Origin of the sequence: Pseudomonas abieticivorans (assembly GCF_023509015.1) — a bacterium.
GTDB lineage: Bacteria > Pseudomonadota > Gammaproteobacteria > Pseudomonadales > Pseudomonadaceae > Aquipseudomonas > Aquipseudomonas abieticivorans.
In genome coordinates this window covers 2,302,036-2,318,877 of record NZ_CP094975.1, presented here as the reverse complement: position 1 = coordinate 2,318,877, position 16,842 = coordinate 2,302,036, and the positions used below count along the sequence as shown (strand labels likewise).

The following is a 16,842-nucleotide window of genomic DNA, read 5'->3' as shown; positions in this document are numbered from 1 at the left end:
CAGGTCACTGCACAAGCCTGAAAGGCCCGGTTTCAGAGGCTCTAAGCAGCAGTCGCAATTTTGCGCGCCTTCGCCACGCCCGGAAGGAGAAACCCATGGGACAGCGTACGCCTTTGTATGACCTGCACCTCGCGCTTGGCGCGAAGCTGGTCGATTTTGGCGGTTGGGACATGCCCCTGCATTATGGATCGCAGGTTGAGGAACACCACCAGGTGCGACGTGACTGCGGTGTCTTCGATGTTTCGCACATGACCATCATTGATGTCACAGGCTTTCAGGCCCAGCCGTTTCTGCGGCACCTGCTGGCCAATGATGTCGATCGTCTGCAAGGTCCGGGAACGGCCTTGTACAGTGCCATGCTCAACGCTCATGGCGGCATCGTCGACGACATGATCGTCTACCGCACCGAGGCGGGTTACCGCCTGGTCGCCAATGCCGCCACCCGCGACAAGGACATGGCCTGGCTGCGCAGCCACGCCGAGGGCTTCGAAGTCAGCCTGCAAGAGCACCCGGAACTGGCGATGCTGGCCATCCAGGGGCCGCAGGCGCGGCAGAAGATCAGCGAGCTGGTCACTCAGAACCGCGCCACCCTGATCCACCTGCTCAAACCCTTCGAAGGCCAGGCCGACGGCGAGTGGTTTATCGCCCGCACCGGCTATACCGGTGAAGACGGCCTGGAAATCATCCTGCCGGCGGCTGACGCCCTGACCTTTTTCAACGACCTGGTGGGCGCTGGCATCTCGCCGATTGGCTTGGGCGCGCGCGACACCCTGCGCCTGGAAGCCGGCATGAACCTGTACGGCCAGGATATCGATGAGCGGCACTCGCCCCTCACCTCGAACCTGGCCTGGAGCATCGCCTGGGAGCCGGCCGGGCGTGAATTCGTCGGCCGCGAGGCGCTGGAAGCCGAGCGCACCCATGGCATCGGCTCGAAACTGGTCGGCCTGGTGCTGGAGGAACGCGGTGTTTTGCGCGCCCATCAGGTGGTACGCATCGCGGAAATTGGCGAAGGTGAGATCACCAGTGGTAGTTTCTCTCCTACGCTGAGCAAATCCATTGCGCTGGCGCGCGTGCCGATGGCCACGGCCGACCGGGCCGAGGTAGAAATCCGCGGCAAGTGGTACCCGGTACGGGTGGTACAGCCGACGTTCGTGCGCCACGGCAAAACCCTGATCTGATAATTTTGCGGCCTACCGCTGACCCTGTTGAGGACAAGAAAATGAGCGATATCCCTGCTGACCTGCGATTCGCGGAAAGCCACGAGTGGGCCCGCCTGGAAGCCGATGGCACGGTTACCGTGGGCATTTCCGACCACGCGCAGGAAGCCTTGGGCGACGTGGTATTCGTCGAGCTGGCCGAAGTGGGCAAGGTGTTTGCCGCCGGTGACACGGCGGGGGTGGTCGAGTCCGTCAAGGCCGCCTCCGACATCTACTCCCCGGTTGCCGGTGAAGTGATCGCGGTCAACGAAGACCTGGGTGATGCTCCGGAATCGCTCAACAGCGAGCCCTACAGCGCCTGGATCTTCAAGCTCCAACCAAGCAATGCCGACGCGGACCTCGACAAACTGTTGGACGCCGCCGGTTACAAGGCCGCCATCGGCGAATAACTTCCGGGCGCAGGCGGCAATCTCTTTCTAGACTCTACTAGCCCTGACTTGTTGGGGCCCGGTCTTAGGTCTTACAAGAGAGAGCCGCTATGTCCCAGTCGCCATCCCTGAGCCAGCTGCAAGACGCCCAAGCTTTCCTCAGGCGCCACCTCGGCCCCGATGCGGCTGAACAACGCGCCATGCTCCAGACCCTGGGCCTTGAAAGCCGGGTCGAGCTGATCGAGCAAACCGTCCCCCCGGCCATCCGCTTCAACCGAGCCCTGGACTTGCCCTCGGCCCTGGACGAACAGGCTGCGCTGGCCAAGCTACGCGCTTATGCCGAGCAGAACGAGGTATGGAACAGCCTGATCGGCATGGGCTACCACGGCACCTTGACCCCTGCGGTCATCCTGCGCAACGTGCTGGAAAACCCTGGCTGGTACACCGCCTACACACCCTACCAACCCGAGATTGCCCAAGGTCGCCTGGAAGCCTTGCTTAATTTCCAGCAGATGACCATCGACCTGACTGGCCTTGAGCTGGCCAATGCCTCCCTGTTGGATGAAGCCACCGCGGCGGCCGAAGCCATGGCGTTGGCCCGACGCGTGGCCAAGTCCAACAGCAACCTGTTTTTCGTCGACCAGCATTGCCACCCGCAAACCCTGTCGGTGCTGCAAACCCGCGCCGAAGGCTTTGGCATCGAGTTGGTGGTCGATACGCTGGCCAACCTGGGTCATTACAAGGTGTTCGGGGCTTTGCTGCAATACCCCGACACCCACGGCGAGATCCACGACCTGCGGCCGTTGATCGAGGCGCTGCACGGGCAGCAGGCGTTGGCGTGCGTGGCCGCCGACCTGCTGAGCCTGGTATTGCTGACCCCGCCCGGTGAACTGGGCGCCGACGTGGTGTTCGGTTCGTCCCAGCGCTTTGGCGTGCCCATGGGCTACGGCGGGCCACATGCGGCGTATTTTGCCAGCCGCGAAGCGTTCAAGCGGGCTATCCCCGGGCGAATCATCGGTGTGTCCAAAGACGCTCGCGGCGGTGTCGCCCTGCGCATGGCCCTGCAAACCCGCGAGCAACATATCCGCCGCGAGAAGGCCAATTCGAACATCTGCACCGCCCAGGTGCTGTTGGCCAACATCGCCAGTTTCTATGCGGTGTACCACGGCCCCCAAGGCCTCAAGCGCATTGCCCAGCGGGTGCACCGGCTAACGGTCATCCTGGCCGCGGGCCTGGAGCGCAACGGCCTGAAGCGGCTCAACCGGCACTTCTTCGACACGCTGACCCTGGAAGTCGGCGGCAGCCAGACTGCCATCATCGAGAGCGCCAAGGCCGCGCGCATCAACCTGCGCATCCTGGGGCGCGGGCAGTTGGCAGTCAGCCTGGACGAGACCTGTGACGAGGCCACCGTAGAGCAACTGTTCGCGGTGTTCCTGGGGGCCGACCACGGCCTGGAAGTCGCGACCCTGGATTCCCAAGAGTTGGCCGACGGATTACCTGAGGGGCTGAGCCGAACCTCGGCGTTCCTCAGCCACCCGGTGTTCAACCTGCACCACAGCGAAACCGAAATGCTGCGTTACCTCAAGCAGCTGGAAAACAAGGACCTGGCCCTCAACCAGTCGATGATCCCACTGGGCTCCTGCACCATGAAGCTCAACGCTACCAGCGAGATGATCCCCATCACCTGGCCAGGTTTCGCCGCATTGCACCCCTTTGCCCCCATCGAGCAGGCCCAAGGCTACAAGGCGATGATCGATGAGCTTGAGCGCTGGCTCTGCGCGATAACCGGCTTCGATGCCATTTGCATGCAGCCCAACTCGGGTGCCCAAGGCGAGTACGCAGGCCTCTTGGCCATACGCAAATACCACGAGAGCCGCCAGCAGGGGGGGCGCGACATCTGCCTGATTCCGTCATCGGCCCACGGTACCAACCCGGCATCGGCGCAAATGGCCGGCATGCGCGTGGTGATCGTGGAGTGTGACGAGGCGGGCAACGTCGACCTGGACGACCTGAAAAGCAAGGCACATGAGGCGGGTACGCACCTGTCGTGCCTGATGGCCACCTACCCCTCCACCCATGGCGTGTACGAGGAGGGCATCAGCGAGATATGTGAAGTTATCCACAGCCAGGGCGGGCAGGTCTACATGGACGGAGCAAACCTGAACGCGCAGGTGGGCCTGGCACGGCCGGCCGATATCGGCGCCGACGTGTCGCACATGAACCTGCACAAAACCTTTTGCATCCCGCATGGTGGCGGCGGCCCGGGCATGGGGCCGATCGGCGTGCGTGCGCACCTGGCGCCCTTTGTCGCCAATCACCCGGTCATCCCCATCGACGGCCCGCAAGCCGGCAACGGTGCCGTCAGTGCCGCGCCTTGGGGCAGTGCCAGTATTTTACCGATCAGTTGGATGTACATCGCCATGATGGGCCCGCAACTGGCCGATGCCAGCGAGGTGGCGATCCTCTCGGCAAACTACCTGGCGCAACAACTGGCGGGCGCCTTCCCGGTGCTTTACAGCGGCCGCAACGGCCGGGTGGCCCATGAATGCATTCTGGACCTGAGACCTTTGAAAGCGCTGACGGGTATTACCGAGGAAGACGTGGCCAAGCGCCTGATGGATTACGGCTTCCATGCCCCGACCATGTCGTTCCCAGTGCCCGGCACCTTGATGGTCGAGCCAACCGAGAGCGAGTCCAAGGCAGAACTCGATCGATTTGTCGAAGCCATGCTGAGCATTCGTGCAGAAATCGCCCAGGTGCAGAACGGCAATTGGCCGGCCGAGGACAACCCGCTCAAGGGGGCGCCGCATACCTTGGCCGATATCACCGGGGTGTGGGAACGTACTTACAGCATTGCCCAGGCCATCACGCCCACCGCGCACACCCGTGCGCACAAGTATTGGCCTGCGGTAAACCGGGTGGACAATGTGTATGGCGATCGCAATTTGTATTGCGCGTGCGTGCCGGTAGACGATTACCGCTGACCGGCGCATTACCCGCCGGGCGCGGCGGGTAATGCGCCCGGAGGGTAATGGCGACTTACTCGTTGGCGGCGACCGAGGAGCCTTTGATCAAGATAGCGTTGGCCAAATCCATGTCACTGGCTTTCAAGCCTGGGTTGTCCGCACGAACCTGGTTCATCGCCGCTTCCAGATACGGGCCACGGATACTGCCATCGCTGGCCACGAAGCTGCCGGCGTCGTCTTGCGCCGCGACGATCAGCTTGTGGTGCCTGAAGGTCAGGTAGGTGGAACCGGTGGTTGCACCGGACGACAGTACATCACGCAGAAAACCATCGGCCATGGCAGAGCCGACCGGTAGTGACAGCAAGGCAAGTGTGACAACGGCAATTTTTAGGCGCATGGCAGGTGACTCCGACTGAGTTATCTCGGTATTTGGATTCGAAACCCTGCGTGCGAGTTCCGTGAGTGCGCAAAGCTATTTCAGATCGTTGCGTGGGGTAACGCGCAAAACCTCCTCCAAGGTGGTCAGGCCGCTGGCGACCTTTTGCGCGCCTGACAGGCGCAAGCTGCGCATGCCTTCCTTCACCGCCTGGCGCTTGAGGGCCAACAAGTCGGTTTCGGCCTGCACATGCGCCTTCACGTTGTCGGACATCAGCATGATCTCGTACACCCCGGCACGGCCACGGAAGCCGGTGTCGCGGCACTCCAGGCAGCCCATGGCACGGTTGACGGCGTGGGGTACCGGCGCCTGCCAGGGGCGTGTCAATTCCTGCCAGTCTTCGTCGCTGATCTGTTGCGGGGCCTTGCAGTGCGGGCATAGCGTGCGCACCAAGCGTTGCGCCATCACCCCCAGCACCGTGGCTTTGATCAGGTAATGCGGCACGCCCAGCTCCAACAACCGGCTGATCGCGCTGGGCGCGTCGTTGGTGTGCAGGGTCGACAGCACCAGGTGCCCGGTGAGCGCCGCCTGGATTGCCATCTCGGCGGTTTCCAGGTCGCGGATTTCGCCGATCATGATGATATCCGGGTCCTGGCGCATCAGTGCGCGCACGCCGCTGGCAAAGGTCAGGTCGATGTTGTGCTGCACCTGCATCTGGTTGAACGCCGGCTCCACCATCTCGATCGGGTCTTCGATGGTGCACAGGTTCACTTGTGGCGTGGCCAGTTTTTTCAGGGTGGTGTAGAGCGTGGTGGTCTTGCCTGAGCCGGTGGGGCCGGTCACCAGGATGATGCCGTTGGGCTGGCGGGTCATGTCCAGCCAGCGCTTGAGGTCTTCATGGCTGAAGCCCAGTTGGTCGAAGTTTTTCAGCAGCACTTCAGGGTCGAAGATGCGCATGACCATTTTTTCGCCAAAGGCGGTGGGCAGCGTCGACAGCCGCAACTCCACTTCGCCGCCCTCCGGGGTCTTGGTTTTGACCCGGCCATCCTGTGGTTTGCGCTTCTCGGCCACGTTCATGCGCCCCAGGCTCTTCAGGCGGCTGGTGATGGCCATGGTCACCTGGGGCGGAAATTGGTAGACGTTGTGCAGCACGCCGTCGATGCGAAAACGCACGGTGCCGTGTTCGCGGCGCGGCTCGATGTGGATATCGCTGGCCCGTTGCTGGAAGGCGTACTGGAACAGCCAGTCGACGATATTGATGATGTGTGCGTCGTTGGCGTCGGGCTCCTGATCGCCCGAGCCCAGGTTCAGTAGTTGCTCGAAATTGCCCAGGTTGCTGGCTTTCTGGTCGCTGGCGTTAGCGCCGCTGACCGAGCGCGCCAGGCGGTAGAACTCCACGGTAAAGCGCTGGATTTCCGCCGGGTTGGCGACCACCCGCTTGATTGGCAGCTTGAGCACGTGGGCCAGGTCTGCTTCCCAATTGCTGACGTAGGGCTGGGCACTGGCGATGGTCACGGACTTGGGGTCTGCAGCCACCGCCAGGATCCGGTGACGCTGGGCGAAGGCGTAGGACATGACGGGGGTGAGCGCCGCCACGTCGATCTTCAGCGGGTCAATGCGCAAGTAAGGCTGGCCGGCTTGCTGCGCCAGCCACAGGGTCAGGTTTTCCAGGTCCAACGATTTGCCGGGCCGGCTCAGGTCGTCGATTTGCTGGCTGGCCAGGAACTCCAGCGGGTGCAATTGGCTGTTGCGCGTGGTACGGCGCGCGGTCAGAGCGTATTCGGCCGAATCCTGGGTGATAAACCCCTGGCTGACCAGTTCACGTAACAGATCATTCAGATCCAGCCAGCGGTCCTGGGAAACAATAGCGACGGACATGCAGGCTCCTTGAGTCGGTTCCACTACATCCTGTCGGCGCGCCAAGCGTGCCGACTGAAAGGGAAGAGTAGACCGGGGGATACCCGTTATGTTGCCGCCCGTGCGGCTAAAAAGTTTCCGCGGCTTTCTGCGCCGGGCGCTTCAAACCGCTGCTTGCCACGCCGTGCGAGGGTTTGCCTGCATCAGCTCGACGGAGCAGACGCTGATCAGATTGCGCATTTTCTGACCAATGACCTCCGCGCGATGCCAGCTCAGCCCTTCGATCTGGATATCGATGTGCAGCGCATCATCCTTTTGCAGGGCATTGACCTGTTGCGGCATCAGGCCTTGCAAGGCAAACAGGTTGAGTACCCGGCACAGGCAGTCGGCCTCGGCCTCGGCCACCAGTTGGAAGTAGACCTGGGTGGTTGGCGCGTGGCGGGCCCAGGCGTCGTTGCGGGCAGCGGGGAAGGCTTCGAAAGAGGACATGGGAAGGCTCCGAACAAGTTGGAGAAATCTTCACATGGTTGGCCGGGTATTTCTTGCCCAATCACTGCGTGTTTTGCGCTATTTTGAATTACACGAGTTGTAAGGCGTGCTTTTGGAGAATTGATTATGCAAGGCGAGTTGGACATCTACGATCGGCGAATCCTCGCGCTGCTCCAAGAGGACGCTTCGCTGTCGAGCGCGCAGATCGCCGAGCAGGTTGGGCTGTCCCAGTCGCCGTGCTGGCGGCGTATCCAGCGCATGAAGGAGGAGGGGATCATTCGCGGCCAAGTCACCTTGCTGGATCGCAAGAAGATCGGCTTGAACACGCAGATTTTCGCCGAGGTCAAACTCAACGCCCACGGGCGATCCAACTTCACTGAATTCACCGACGCGATACGCGGCTTTCCGGAAGTGCTGGAGTGCTATGTGCTGATGGGGGCCGTGGACTTTCTGTTGCGTATCGTGACGCCGGACATCGAGGCCTACGAGCGGTTCTTCTTCGAAAAGCTCTCGATGGTGCCCGGTATCCAGGAGGTCAACTCGACGGTGGCCTTGTCGGAGATCAAGTCCACCACGAGCTTGCCCGTACTGCCCGGGTAATGCGCGGTCAAACTTATGTAGGCGCGGAGTTATCCGCGAAAAGCACAACGCGGTGCATCTGAAGCAACGCAGCGTTCTTTTCGCGGATCAATCTGCCCCTACGGCAGTGCGCGTTATTTACGCAGCAGTTGTTTCCAGGCGCGGCTCTGGAACACGGTCAGCGCTTGCTGAACCCGTGCATCCAGCACTTCGTCGGTGATGTCTTGGCAGGCCAGGTCATGCAGCTTGTTCAGCTCGCCGTACAGGCGGTCGACTTCCGGCAGGTCCAGCACGGCGCGGGCGTGGTGCAGCCAGGCCTGGATGCGCTCGATGCGTGGCAGTTGCTCGGCCAGGTCTTCGGGCTGTTGCTGGTAGCGCGACAATTGCAGGGCGGTTGCCTCTTCGCCGAGGAAGTGGCCCAGCCAGTTGGCCAGTTGCGCGGCGCCCTGGCGGTTGCCACGGTTGTTACGCTCGACAGTCCAGGCGCGGCCCAGCAGCCAGATCGAGGTATTCAACGAGAACTCGCCCCAGCGGGTGTCTTGCAACTCTTCCAGGAACTGCTCTGGCGCGGCCTTGCGCACGTCCTCGTCTGCCACGCCAGCGTGTACCAGCGGGCGCCAGTCTTCCAGCAGGGCGTCCAGGCTGGCGCGCAACGCGTGGGTGGTGCTGCGCGGTGCGGCTTGGCCAAGGCTGCCGGCCAGGGCGCGCAATTCGCTCAGTTGCTCGACCCAGTCCAGCAACAGGCGCCAGTGGCCATTGTGGCGGTATTGTTCGGCCAGGCGCTGGCTGCTGCCCAGCAGATGCCAGGCCAGGGCGGCGAAAGCGTCGTCCAATGGCGTTTCGGCAGTCAGTTCAGGCGCAGGCAGGCTCAAGGCGTAGCTGCCGGCGTCGAACAGGCGATAGCCGCGCTCGGCTTTGCTGATGTCGCAAGGCATCAGCGGCAACGTGGCAGCCAGTTCCGCGGCCAGTTCCAGCAGGGCAGCGGGTTCGCCTTCGCGCAATTCCAGCTCCAGCTCGCAGATTTCTTCGGACTGCTTGCCGACGATCACCTTGCCCAGGTCCAGGGCGGCTTCGATCACCACCTTAGCCTTGCCACGGCCCCAGGCGATTTCGGCGCGCTCGCGCACGAAGTCGGTGGTGAACATTGGCTTGATGGTCTTTTTGTCCAGCTCAGCCAGCGCTTCTGGCCAGCATTCGCCGTCCAGCTTCTTGAGGTCCAGCTTGGCTTTTTCCAGTTTCCAGTCGTACTCGTTGCGCTCCGACAGGCCGGCGATGCTCTGGCCGCGGGTCTTGAGGGTCTGGATCACTTCGTCGCCATCACGGCGCAGGCGCAGGGCAACCTTGGCTGCGGCCAAGTCGCGCCCAGGGGTGTCGAAGTACTGATTGAACAGCTCACGGCGTTCCCAGCCACTCTTGTTGCGCTTTTTCAGCAACGGGTGTTCGCGCAGGGCAGCCAGTGTTTCCGGGCTGACGCGCAGTTTGATTTCGGTTTCTTTTTGCATGGCGGGAGAATCCAGGCGCTGTTCTGAAAGGAGCGCAGATGACTGCTAAGGCCGTGCAGTGTACAGGAGTCGCATCCCCACGGTTTATTCTCGGCGCTCAATGGCTCTATGATGGGGCTCGGAACCCGGAGAATGCCCATGCCGTTGCCTTCGTTCAAAGAGCAGTTCGCCGCGCTGATTGCCGCGCCTTCAGTCAGTTGCACCCAGGCGAGCCTGGACCAGACCAACAAGCCGGTGATCGAGCTGCTGACCAGTTGGCTGGGCGACCTCGGGTTTGCCTGCGACGTGCGCGAAATCAAGCCGGGCAAGTTCAACCTGCTGGCCACCTACGGCAGTGGCCCCGGCGGCCTGGTGCTGTCGGGGCACAGCGACACCGTGCCTTACGATGAGAAGCTGTGGCAGACCGACCCGCTGAAAGTCACCGAGGTGGACGGGCGCTGGGTGGGCCTGGGCAGCTGCGACATGAAGGGCTTTTTTGCCCTGATCATCGACGCCGTCATCCCGCTGCTGGCGCATGACTTCAAGCAGCCGCTGCTGATTCTGGCCACCTGCGACGAGGAAAGCTCCATGTCCGGCGCCAAGGCCCTGGCCGAGGCAGGCTGGCCGTTGGGCCGCGCCGCAGTGATAGGTGAACCCACGGGCCTCAAGCCGATACGCCTGCACAAGGGCGTGATGATGGAGCGCATCGACATCCTCGGGCGCAGTGGCCATTCCTCCGACCCAAGCCTGGGCCACAGCGCCCTGGAGGCCATGTACGACGCCATTGGCGCGCTCAAAGGCCTGCGTGCGCAGTGGCAGTTGGAATACAACAACGCGCAGTTCAGCGTGCCGCAACCCACGCTGAACTTCGGCTGTATCCATGGCGGCGACAACCCCAACCGCATCTGCGGGCAATGCTCGCTGGAGTTCGACCTGCGGCCCTTGCCGGGCATGGACCCGGCCGTGCTGCGCGCGGCCATCCGCCAGAAGCTCGAACCCTTGGCCGAGGTGCATCAGGTCAAGATCGACTACGCGCCGTTGTTCAGCGAAGTGCCGCCTTTCGAACAAGGTGCCGACTGCGAATTGGTGCGGGTGGCCGAGCGCCTGACCGGCCACCGGGCGGAAGCGGTGGCATTTGGCACCGAAGCGCCTTATCTTCAGCGCCTGGGTTGCGAGACCCTGATCCTGGGGCCGGGCGACATTGCCTGTGCGCACCAGCCGGGCGAGTACCTGGAAATGTCACGACTTGAGCCTACAGTGCGTCTATTGCGTGACCTGATCGAACATTACTGCCTCAAACCAGTCAGTGTTTAAACCTTTGATGAGCCTGATCGTAACCATGAGGAGAGCGCGCGTGTCGCCAAGCCTGTTCCGACGATAACCAGCAGCCTGCTGTGCGCTTCCACTTCGTCCTCAATTTTTACAGGCTCCTCTGGTTATGCCCGAATACGTCAACTGGCTTCGTCACGCTTCGCCTTACATCAATGCCCACCGCGATTGCACCTTCGTCGTCATGCTGCCCGGTGACGGCGTCGAGCACCCCAACTTCGGCAATATTGTCCACGACCTGGTGCTGTTGCACAGCCTGGGCGTGCGCTTGGTGCTGGTGTATGGCTCGCGCCCGCAAATCGAAAGCCGCCTGGCGGCCCGCGGCCTGACCCCGCACTACCACCGTGGCCTGCGCATCACCGATGCCGCCACGCTGGAGTGCGTGGTGGACGCGGTGGGCCACCTGCGCATCGCGATCGAGGCGCGCCTGTCGATGGACATGGCGTCTTCGCCGATGCAGGGGTCGCGCTTGCGCGTGGCCAGCGGCAACCTGGTGACCGGGCGGCCGATCGGCGTGGTCGAAGGCATCGACTACCACCATACCGGTGAGGTGCGCCGGGTCGACCGCAAGGGTATCAACCGCCTGCTCGACGAACGCTCCATCGTGCTGCTGGCGCCCCTGGGTTACTCGCCTACCGGCGAGGTGTTCAATATCGCCTGTGAAGACGTGGCCACCCGCGCGGCGATCGACCTGGGCGCAGAAAAACTGGTGCTGTACGGCGGCCGACAGCGGCCTGATCGACGAAAATGGCCGGCTGGTACGTGAACTTCGCCCACAACAGGTGCCCGCGCACCTGCAGCGCCTGGGCATGGAGAACTACCAGGCCGAGTTGCTGGATGCGGCTGCACAGGCCTGCCAGGGCGGCGTCGCGCGTAGCCACATCGTCAGCTATGCCGACGATGGCGCGCTGTTGACCGAGCTGTTCACCCGTGACGGTGGCGGCACCCTGGTGGCCCAGGAGCAATTCGAACAGGTGCGCGAGGCGACCATCGAAGACGTCGGCGGCTTGCTCGACCTGATCAGCCCGCTGGAAGAGCAGGGCATCCTGGTACGCCGCTCTCGCGAGGTGCTGGAACGCGAAATCGAGCAGTTCAGCGTGGTGGAGCGCGAAGGCATGATCATCGCCTGCGCGGCGCTGTACCCGATCGCCGATTCACAGGCGGGCGAGCTGGCGTGCCTGGCGGTGAACCCGGAGTACCGGCATGGCGGGCGTGGCGATGAGCTGCTGGAACGCATCGAGGAGCGCGCCAAGGCCCAAGGCTTGAACACCTTGTTCGTGCTGACCACCCGTACGGCGCACTGGTTTCGCGAACGAGGGTTTATCCCAAGCGGCGTGGAACGCCTGCCGGCGGCGCGGGCGTCGCTGTACAACTACCAGCGTAATTCGAAGATTTTCGAGAAGTCGATCTAGCCCTGTGTGCGCACGGCGTGCCGGCGATGGCGTCCTTGAGGGCCCGATCGCCGGCAAGCCGTGCACCCACAATTGCTGTCAGTTGCTGATCGCCAGGATGCTAGCCTGATACGACCCCACGAACGTATCGAAATCCCCTACCTCGTTTTGCTCCAGTTCCGCCTGTTGGGCGATAGAGGTGCGGGCCAGGGTTTCGAACTTCGCCTGCTCTTGCACGCCCAATGATTCATTGCGGAAGTATTCGGCATGGGCGCGGCTTTGGCGCATAGAGAACTGCGCGAAGCTTTCCTTGTGCTCGGCCATTTTCGCCAGCACCTGGGCCGATGGGGTGGCGCTAGGGTCGTTGACCTTGGTCTGTTGCGCGGCCAACGCCTTGGCGTGCTCTTCGCCGCCATGGCTCTGGTCGAGCAGGGCGGCCAAGGGGGCGATACGTTCCAGCAGTTCGCCAGCCCAGGTTTTCAGCTCTACCGATTGGCCATCGCGCTGCAATTGCAGGCCAGGACGGCGGCCTTCCTTGACCACGCTGAGGAAGTTGTTGGTGCAGCCACTGCATTCGGTGCCACCCAACTGCGGGCTTTGTTCCAGGGCGCAGAACAGCAGGAAGGCATCCAGGAAGCGTGATTCGGTCAGGTCGATGCCGGTTGGCAGGAACGGGTTGATGTCCAGGCAACGCACCTCGACGTACTGCACGCCGCGAGCCATCAGCGCCTGAATCGGCCGCTCGCCGGTGTAGGTCACGCGCTTGGGGCGGATGTTGGAGTAGTACTCGTTTTCGATCTGCAGGATGTTGGTGTTCAACTGAACCCACTCGCCATCCTTGTGCGTGCCGATCTCGACGTAGGGTGCATAGGGCGTGGCCACCGCTTCGCGCAGGCTGTCGGTGTAGCTGGCCAAGTCGTTGTAGCACGGCGTCAGGCCCGCCTGGGCGTTGCTCTGGTAACCCAGGTCGCTCATGCGCAGGCTGGTGGCGTATGGCAGGTACAGGGTGTCGGCGTCCAGCTGTTCCAGCTGGTGTGCCCGGCCACGCAAGAAGCCCGCATCCAACGCGGGCGAAGCGCCAAACAGGTACATCAGCAACCAGCTGTAGCGGCGGAAGTTACGGATCAGCGCAATGTAGGACGAAGACTGGTAGTCCCGGTCGCTTTCAATTGCGCCTTCGGCTTCACGCAGCAGCGGCCAGAGTTTTTCTGGCAGCGAGAAGTTGTAGTGGATACCGGCGATGCACTGCATGGTGCGGCCATAGCGCAGGGCCAGGCCTTGGCGATACACGTACTTGAGTTGGCCGATGTTCGAGGTGCCGTAGTAGGCGATCGGAATATCTTCCTCGGCCGGCAACGGGCACGGCATCGAGTGGCTCCACAGGTACTCGCTGCCCAGCTTGCTGTAGGCAAAGCGGTGGATGGTATCCAGGCTTTTCAGGGTTTGCGCCGGGTCGGCCAAGGCTGGGGTGATGAACTCCAGCAGTGACTCGGAGTAATCCGTGGTGATCTGTTCGTGGGTCAGCGCGGCGCCCAGGGCTTCCGGATGCGGCGTCTGGGCCAGGCGGGCTTCGCCGGTAACGCGCAGGCATTCGCGTTCAATGCCGTGCAGGCACTGCTCGAGCAGGGGTAGGTTGGCACGCTCGCCCAAAAGGTTCAGGCGGCGGTTGAGAAGTTCGCTCAAGTTGGATTCCTTCACGCGTCAGTCGCCCCAATATGGGGGTGGAATTGACGGTCTACAAGGGTGAAGAAAGGAACCGGCGTTGTCGCCTGGCATTATTTGTAAGTACCGATAACTCCGGCAACTTCCAGGCTGTGAATTCCGGCACCGCATACGCAGTGCCGAAATTACCGCAGAACCGCTTGCGGGGCTAGAGAGCGGCGAAGGTGCCTTGTGCTTTTGCTACCAGTTTGTCGTCCTGAAGCACCTCGGCGTCGACCACCAAGGTGCGACGGCCGGCGTGGATCACCTTGGCGATACACAGCACCTCGCCTTCGGAAACTGCCCGCAGGTAGTTGATCTTGCACTCGATGGTCACGCTTTGCTGGTCAAAGCCATGGGCGCTGGAACAGGCCAACCCCATGGCAATGTCGACCAAGCTGAACATGGCGCCGCCGTGCAGCTTGCCACCGCGGTTGCGCAGCTCAGGCGCAAGCGCCAGGCGCACCTCGGCCACGCCTTCGCCCAGGCGCACCAGTTGGGCACCCAACAGTTTGGTGAAATTGCTGTGGACCAGATCCTGAGGGATATCCATCAGCGTTTCTTCAACTGTTTGGCGTTGGCAAACAACGACGCCATGGCGTTGTTCACTGGCGCTGCGGTCTCCTTGACGCGGGCCGGTGCACTGGACTGGCGCGGTGCCGAGCCTGGGCGGCTGCCACGGGCGCCATCGATCTTCTCGCCCGGGGTGTCGCTCATGCGCATAGACAGGCCCACGCGCTTGCGTGGAATGTCGATTTCCATGACCTTGACCTTGACCACGTCGCCGGCCTTCACCGCTTCACGCGGATCCTTGATGAACTTCTCCGACAGCGCGGAGATGTGCACCAGGCCGTCCTGGTGAACGCCGATGTCGACGAAAGCGCCGAAGTTGGTCACGTTGGTGACCACGCCTTCCAGGATCATCCCCAGTTGCAGGTCCTTCAGGTCTTCCACGCCTTCCTGGAACTCGGCAGTCTTGAACTCGGGGCGCGGGTCGCGGCCCGGTTTGTCCAATTCCTGCAGGATGTCGGTAACGGTCGGCAGGCCGAAGGACTCGTCGGTGTATTTTTTCGGGTCCAGGCGCTTGAGGAAGCCGCTGTCGCCGATCAGCGAGCGGATGTCGCGGTCGGTTTCAGCCGCGATGCGCTGTACCAGCGGGTAGGCTTCGGGGTGAACTGCCGAGGCGTCCAGCGGGTTGTCGCCATTCATCACGCGCAGGAAGCCTGCGGCCTGTTCGAAGGTTTTTTCGCCCAGGCGGCTGACTTTTTTCAGCGCCGCGCGGGTGGCGAACGCGCCGTTGGCGTCGCGGTGGGCAACGATGTTCTGCGCGAGCGTGGTATTCAGGCCCGAGATGCGTGCCAGCAGGGCCACGGAGGCGGTGTTCACGTCCACGCCTACGGCGTTCACGCAGTCTTCGACCACCGCATCCAGGCCACGCGCCAGCTTGAGCTGGCTGACGTCATGTTGGTACTGGCCCACGCCGATGGATTTCGGGTCGATCTTCACCAGCTCTGCCAGCGGGTCTTGCAGGCGACGGGCGATGGACACGGCGCCACGGATGGACACATCCAGGTCCGGGAATTCCTTGGCGGCCAACTCGGAAGCCGAGTACACCGAAGCGCCCGCTTCGGAAACCATGACCTTGGTCATCTTCAGCGCTGGGTATTTTTTGATCAGGTCAGCGGCCAGCTTGTCGGTTTCACGGCTGGCAGTGCCGTTGCCGATGGCGATCAGGTCGACCGAGTGCTTGGCGCACAGGGCGGCGAGCACGGCGATGGTCTGGTCCCACTTGTTGTGCGGCACGTGCGGGTAAACGGTGGCGAAGTCGAGCATCTTGCCGGTGGCATCTACCACAGCAACCTTGCAGCCGGTGCGCAGGCCCGGGTCCAGGCCCAGGGTCGCGCGCGGGCCGGCCGGGGCGGCCAGCAGCAGGTCGTGCAAGTTGTGGGCGAACACGTTGATCGCCTCGGTCTCGGCGCCGTCGCGCAGCTCGCCCAGCAAGTCGGTTTCCAGGTGGCTGTAGAGCTTGACCTTCCAGGTCCAGCGCACCACTTCGCCCAGCCATTTGTCAGCAGGACGGTTCTGGTTTTTCAGGTCGAAATGCTCGCCGATCATCATTTCGCACGGGTGCAGGGTGCCCGGCAGCTCTTCGCCCACTTTCAGGGCCGAGCTGAGGATGCCTTCGTTGCGGCCGCGGAAAATCGCCAAGGCACGGTGCGACGGCATGCTCTTGAGTGGTTCGTCGTGTTCGAAGTAGTCGCGGAACTTGGCGCCTTCTTCTTCCTTGCCGGCCACGACGCGGGCGCTGAGGGTGGCTTCCTGCTTGAGGTAGCTGCGCAGTTTGTCGAGCAGCTTGGCGTCTTCGGCAAAGCGCTCCATCAGGATGTACTTGGCGCCTTCCAGGGCGGCCTTGGTGTCGGCCACGCCTTTTTCGGCGTTGACGAAGCGGGCCGCCTCTTCTTCAGGGGTCAGCAGTGGGTTGCCGATGAGGCCGTCGGCCAACTCGCCAAGGCCGGCTTCCAGGGCGATCTGGCCTTTGGTGCGGCGCTTTTGCTTGTAGGGCAGGTAAAGGTCTTCGAGGCGCGTCTTGGTGTCGGCCAGCTGGATGTCGCGGGCCAATTCGGGGGTCAGCTTGCCTTGTTCCTCGATGCTGGCGAGGATGCTGATACGCCGTTCGTCGAGTTCACGCAGGTAGCGCAGGCGTTCTTCCAGATGGCGCAACTGGGTGTCGTCCAGGCTGCCGGTCACTTCTTTACGGTACCGCGAGATAAAGGGCACCGTGGAGCCTTCATCAAGTAGAGCCACGGCCGCTTCGACCTGCTGTGGGCGTACGCCGAGTTCTTCGGCGATGCGGCTGTTGATGCTGTCCATAAGACCACCTGACCAATTGTGAATGCAGAGCCGCCGGCCGGGGCTGGCGAACAATCTCGCCGGGTATTTCCGGCGTAAAAGGGCGGCATTATAACCAGCGAAACTCGCTTGGGGCGATTGCCTGGAAATGACCCGACTACCTGTGGGCATGGCAAGTCAGGAAAAATCTGCTAACAATGCACTAGGAAAGTTCATCGGCGGCTGGGCCATAATGCTT

Annotated in this window: 12 protein-coding genes and 1 pseudogene; 6 read left to right on the top strand and 7 right to left on the bottom strand. The window is 62.6% G+C overall.

The features are described from left to right. The first annotated feature begins 95 nt into the window (after positions 1-95). From gcvT to gcvP, 3 genes are all read left to right on the top strand, one after another. On the top strand, positions 96-1,178 hold the full coding sequence (gcvT, locus tag L9B60_RS10350) for a glycine cleavage system aminomethyltransferase GcvT (RefSeq protein ID WP_249678395.1): 1,083 nt from the start codon (positions 96-98) through the stop codon (positions 1,176-1,178). A gap of 41 nt (positions 1,179-1,219) precedes the next feature. Continuing rightward, a complete protein-coding gene (gcvH, locus tag L9B60_RS10345; protein WP_249678394.1) occupies positions 1,220-1,606 on the top strand; it encodes a glycine cleavage system protein GcvH in 387 nt (128 codons plus the stop codon). Positions 1,607-1,695: 89 nt separating this feature from the next. After that, positions 1,696-4,569: an aminomethyl-transferring glycine dehydrogenase gene (gene gcvP / locus L9B60_RS10340; protein ID WP_249678393.1), complete on the top strand. Its 2,874-nt coding sequence runs from the start codon at positions 1,696-1,698 to the stop codon at positions 4,567-4,569. Between the two features lie 55 nt (positions 4,570-4,624). Here the strand turns inward: gcvP and L9B60_RS10335 are convergent, their stop codons facing one another. The 3 genes from L9B60_RS10335 to L9B60_RS10325 form a co-directional block, all read right to left on the bottom strand. Next, a complete protein-coding gene (locus L9B60_RS10335) occupies positions 4,625-4,948 on the bottom strand; it encodes a DUF2388 domain-containing protein (RefSeq protein WP_249678392.1) in 324 nt (107 codons plus the stop codon). Positions 4,949-5,023: 75 nt separating this feature from the next. After that, positions 5,024-6,805, bottom strand: a complete 1,782-nt coding sequence (gene tfpB, locus L9B60_RS10330) for a type IV pilus assembly ATPase TfpB (protein WP_249678391.1) — start codon at positions 6,803-6,805, stop codon at positions 5,024-5,026. Positions 6,806-6,946: 141 nt separating this feature from the next. Further along, positions 6,947-7,273 carry an ACT-like domain-containing protein gene (locus L9B60_RS10325; RefSeq protein WP_249678390.1) on the bottom strand — a complete coding sequence of 109 codons (327 nt, stop codon included), beginning with the start codon at positions 7,271-7,273 and terminating at the stop codon, positions 6,947-6,949. Positions 7,274-7,399: 126 nt separating this feature from the next. On the opposite strand from L9B60_RS10325, the gene L9B60_RS10320 reads away from it, so the two are divergent. After that, positions 7,400-7,873, top strand: coding sequence for an Lrp/AsnC family transcriptional regulator (locus tag L9B60_RS10320; RefSeq protein WP_249678389.1), 474 nt, complete (start codon positions 7,400-7,402; stop codon positions 7,871-7,873). Positions 7,874-7,986: 113 nt separating this feature from the next. Here L9B60_RS10320 and L9B60_RS10315 read toward each other — a convergent pair whose 3' ends face one another. Further along, a complete protein-coding gene (locus tag L9B60_RS10315; protein WP_249678388.1) occupies positions 7,987-9,354 on the bottom strand; it encodes a CYTH domain-containing protein in 1,368 nt (455 codons plus the stop codon). A 138-nt stretch (positions 9,355-9,492) separates the two neighbouring features. Here L9B60_RS10315 and argE point away from each other — a divergent pair, with 138 nt between their 5' ends. Both argE and argA read left to right on the top strand, forming a co-directional pair. Further along, on the top strand, positions 9,493-10,647 hold the full coding sequence (argE, locus tag L9B60_RS10310; RefSeq protein ID WP_249678387.1) for an acetylornithine deacetylase: 1,155 nt from the start codon (positions 9,493-9,495) through the stop codon (positions 10,645-10,647). A 124-nt stretch (positions 10,648-10,771) separates the two neighbouring features. Beyond that, a pseudogene (gene argA, locus L9B60_RS10305) lies at positions 10,772-12,074 on the top strand (amino-acid N-acetyltransferase). A gap of 78 nt (positions 12,075-12,152) precedes the next feature. On the opposite strand, the gene gshA reads toward argA, so the two are convergent. The 3 genes from gshA to L9B60_RS10290 all read right to left on the bottom strand — a co-directional run bounded on the left by gshA (position 12,153) and on the right by L9B60_RS10290 (position 16,625). Then, positions 12,153-13,736, bottom strand: coding sequence for a glutamate--cysteine ligase (gene gshA, locus L9B60_RS10300; protein WP_249678386.1), 1,584 nt, complete (start codon positions 13,734-13,736; stop codon positions 12,153-12,155). Positions 13,737-13,923: 187 nt separating this feature from the next. After that, positions 13,924-14,307 (bottom strand): PaaI family thioesterase, encoded by a 384-nt coding sequence (locus tag L9B60_RS10295; protein WP_249678385.1) that lies wholly within the window; start codon positions 14,305-14,307, stop codon positions 13,924-13,926. After that, on the bottom strand, positions 14,307-16,625 hold the full coding sequence (locus L9B60_RS10290) for a Tex family protein (protein WP_249678384.1): 2,319 nt from the start codon (positions 16,623-16,625) through the stop codon (positions 14,307-14,309). The genes L9B60_RS10295 and L9B60_RS10290 overlap by 1 nt, the downstream gene beginning before the upstream one ends. Positions 16,626-16,842: the final 217 nt, after the last annotated feature.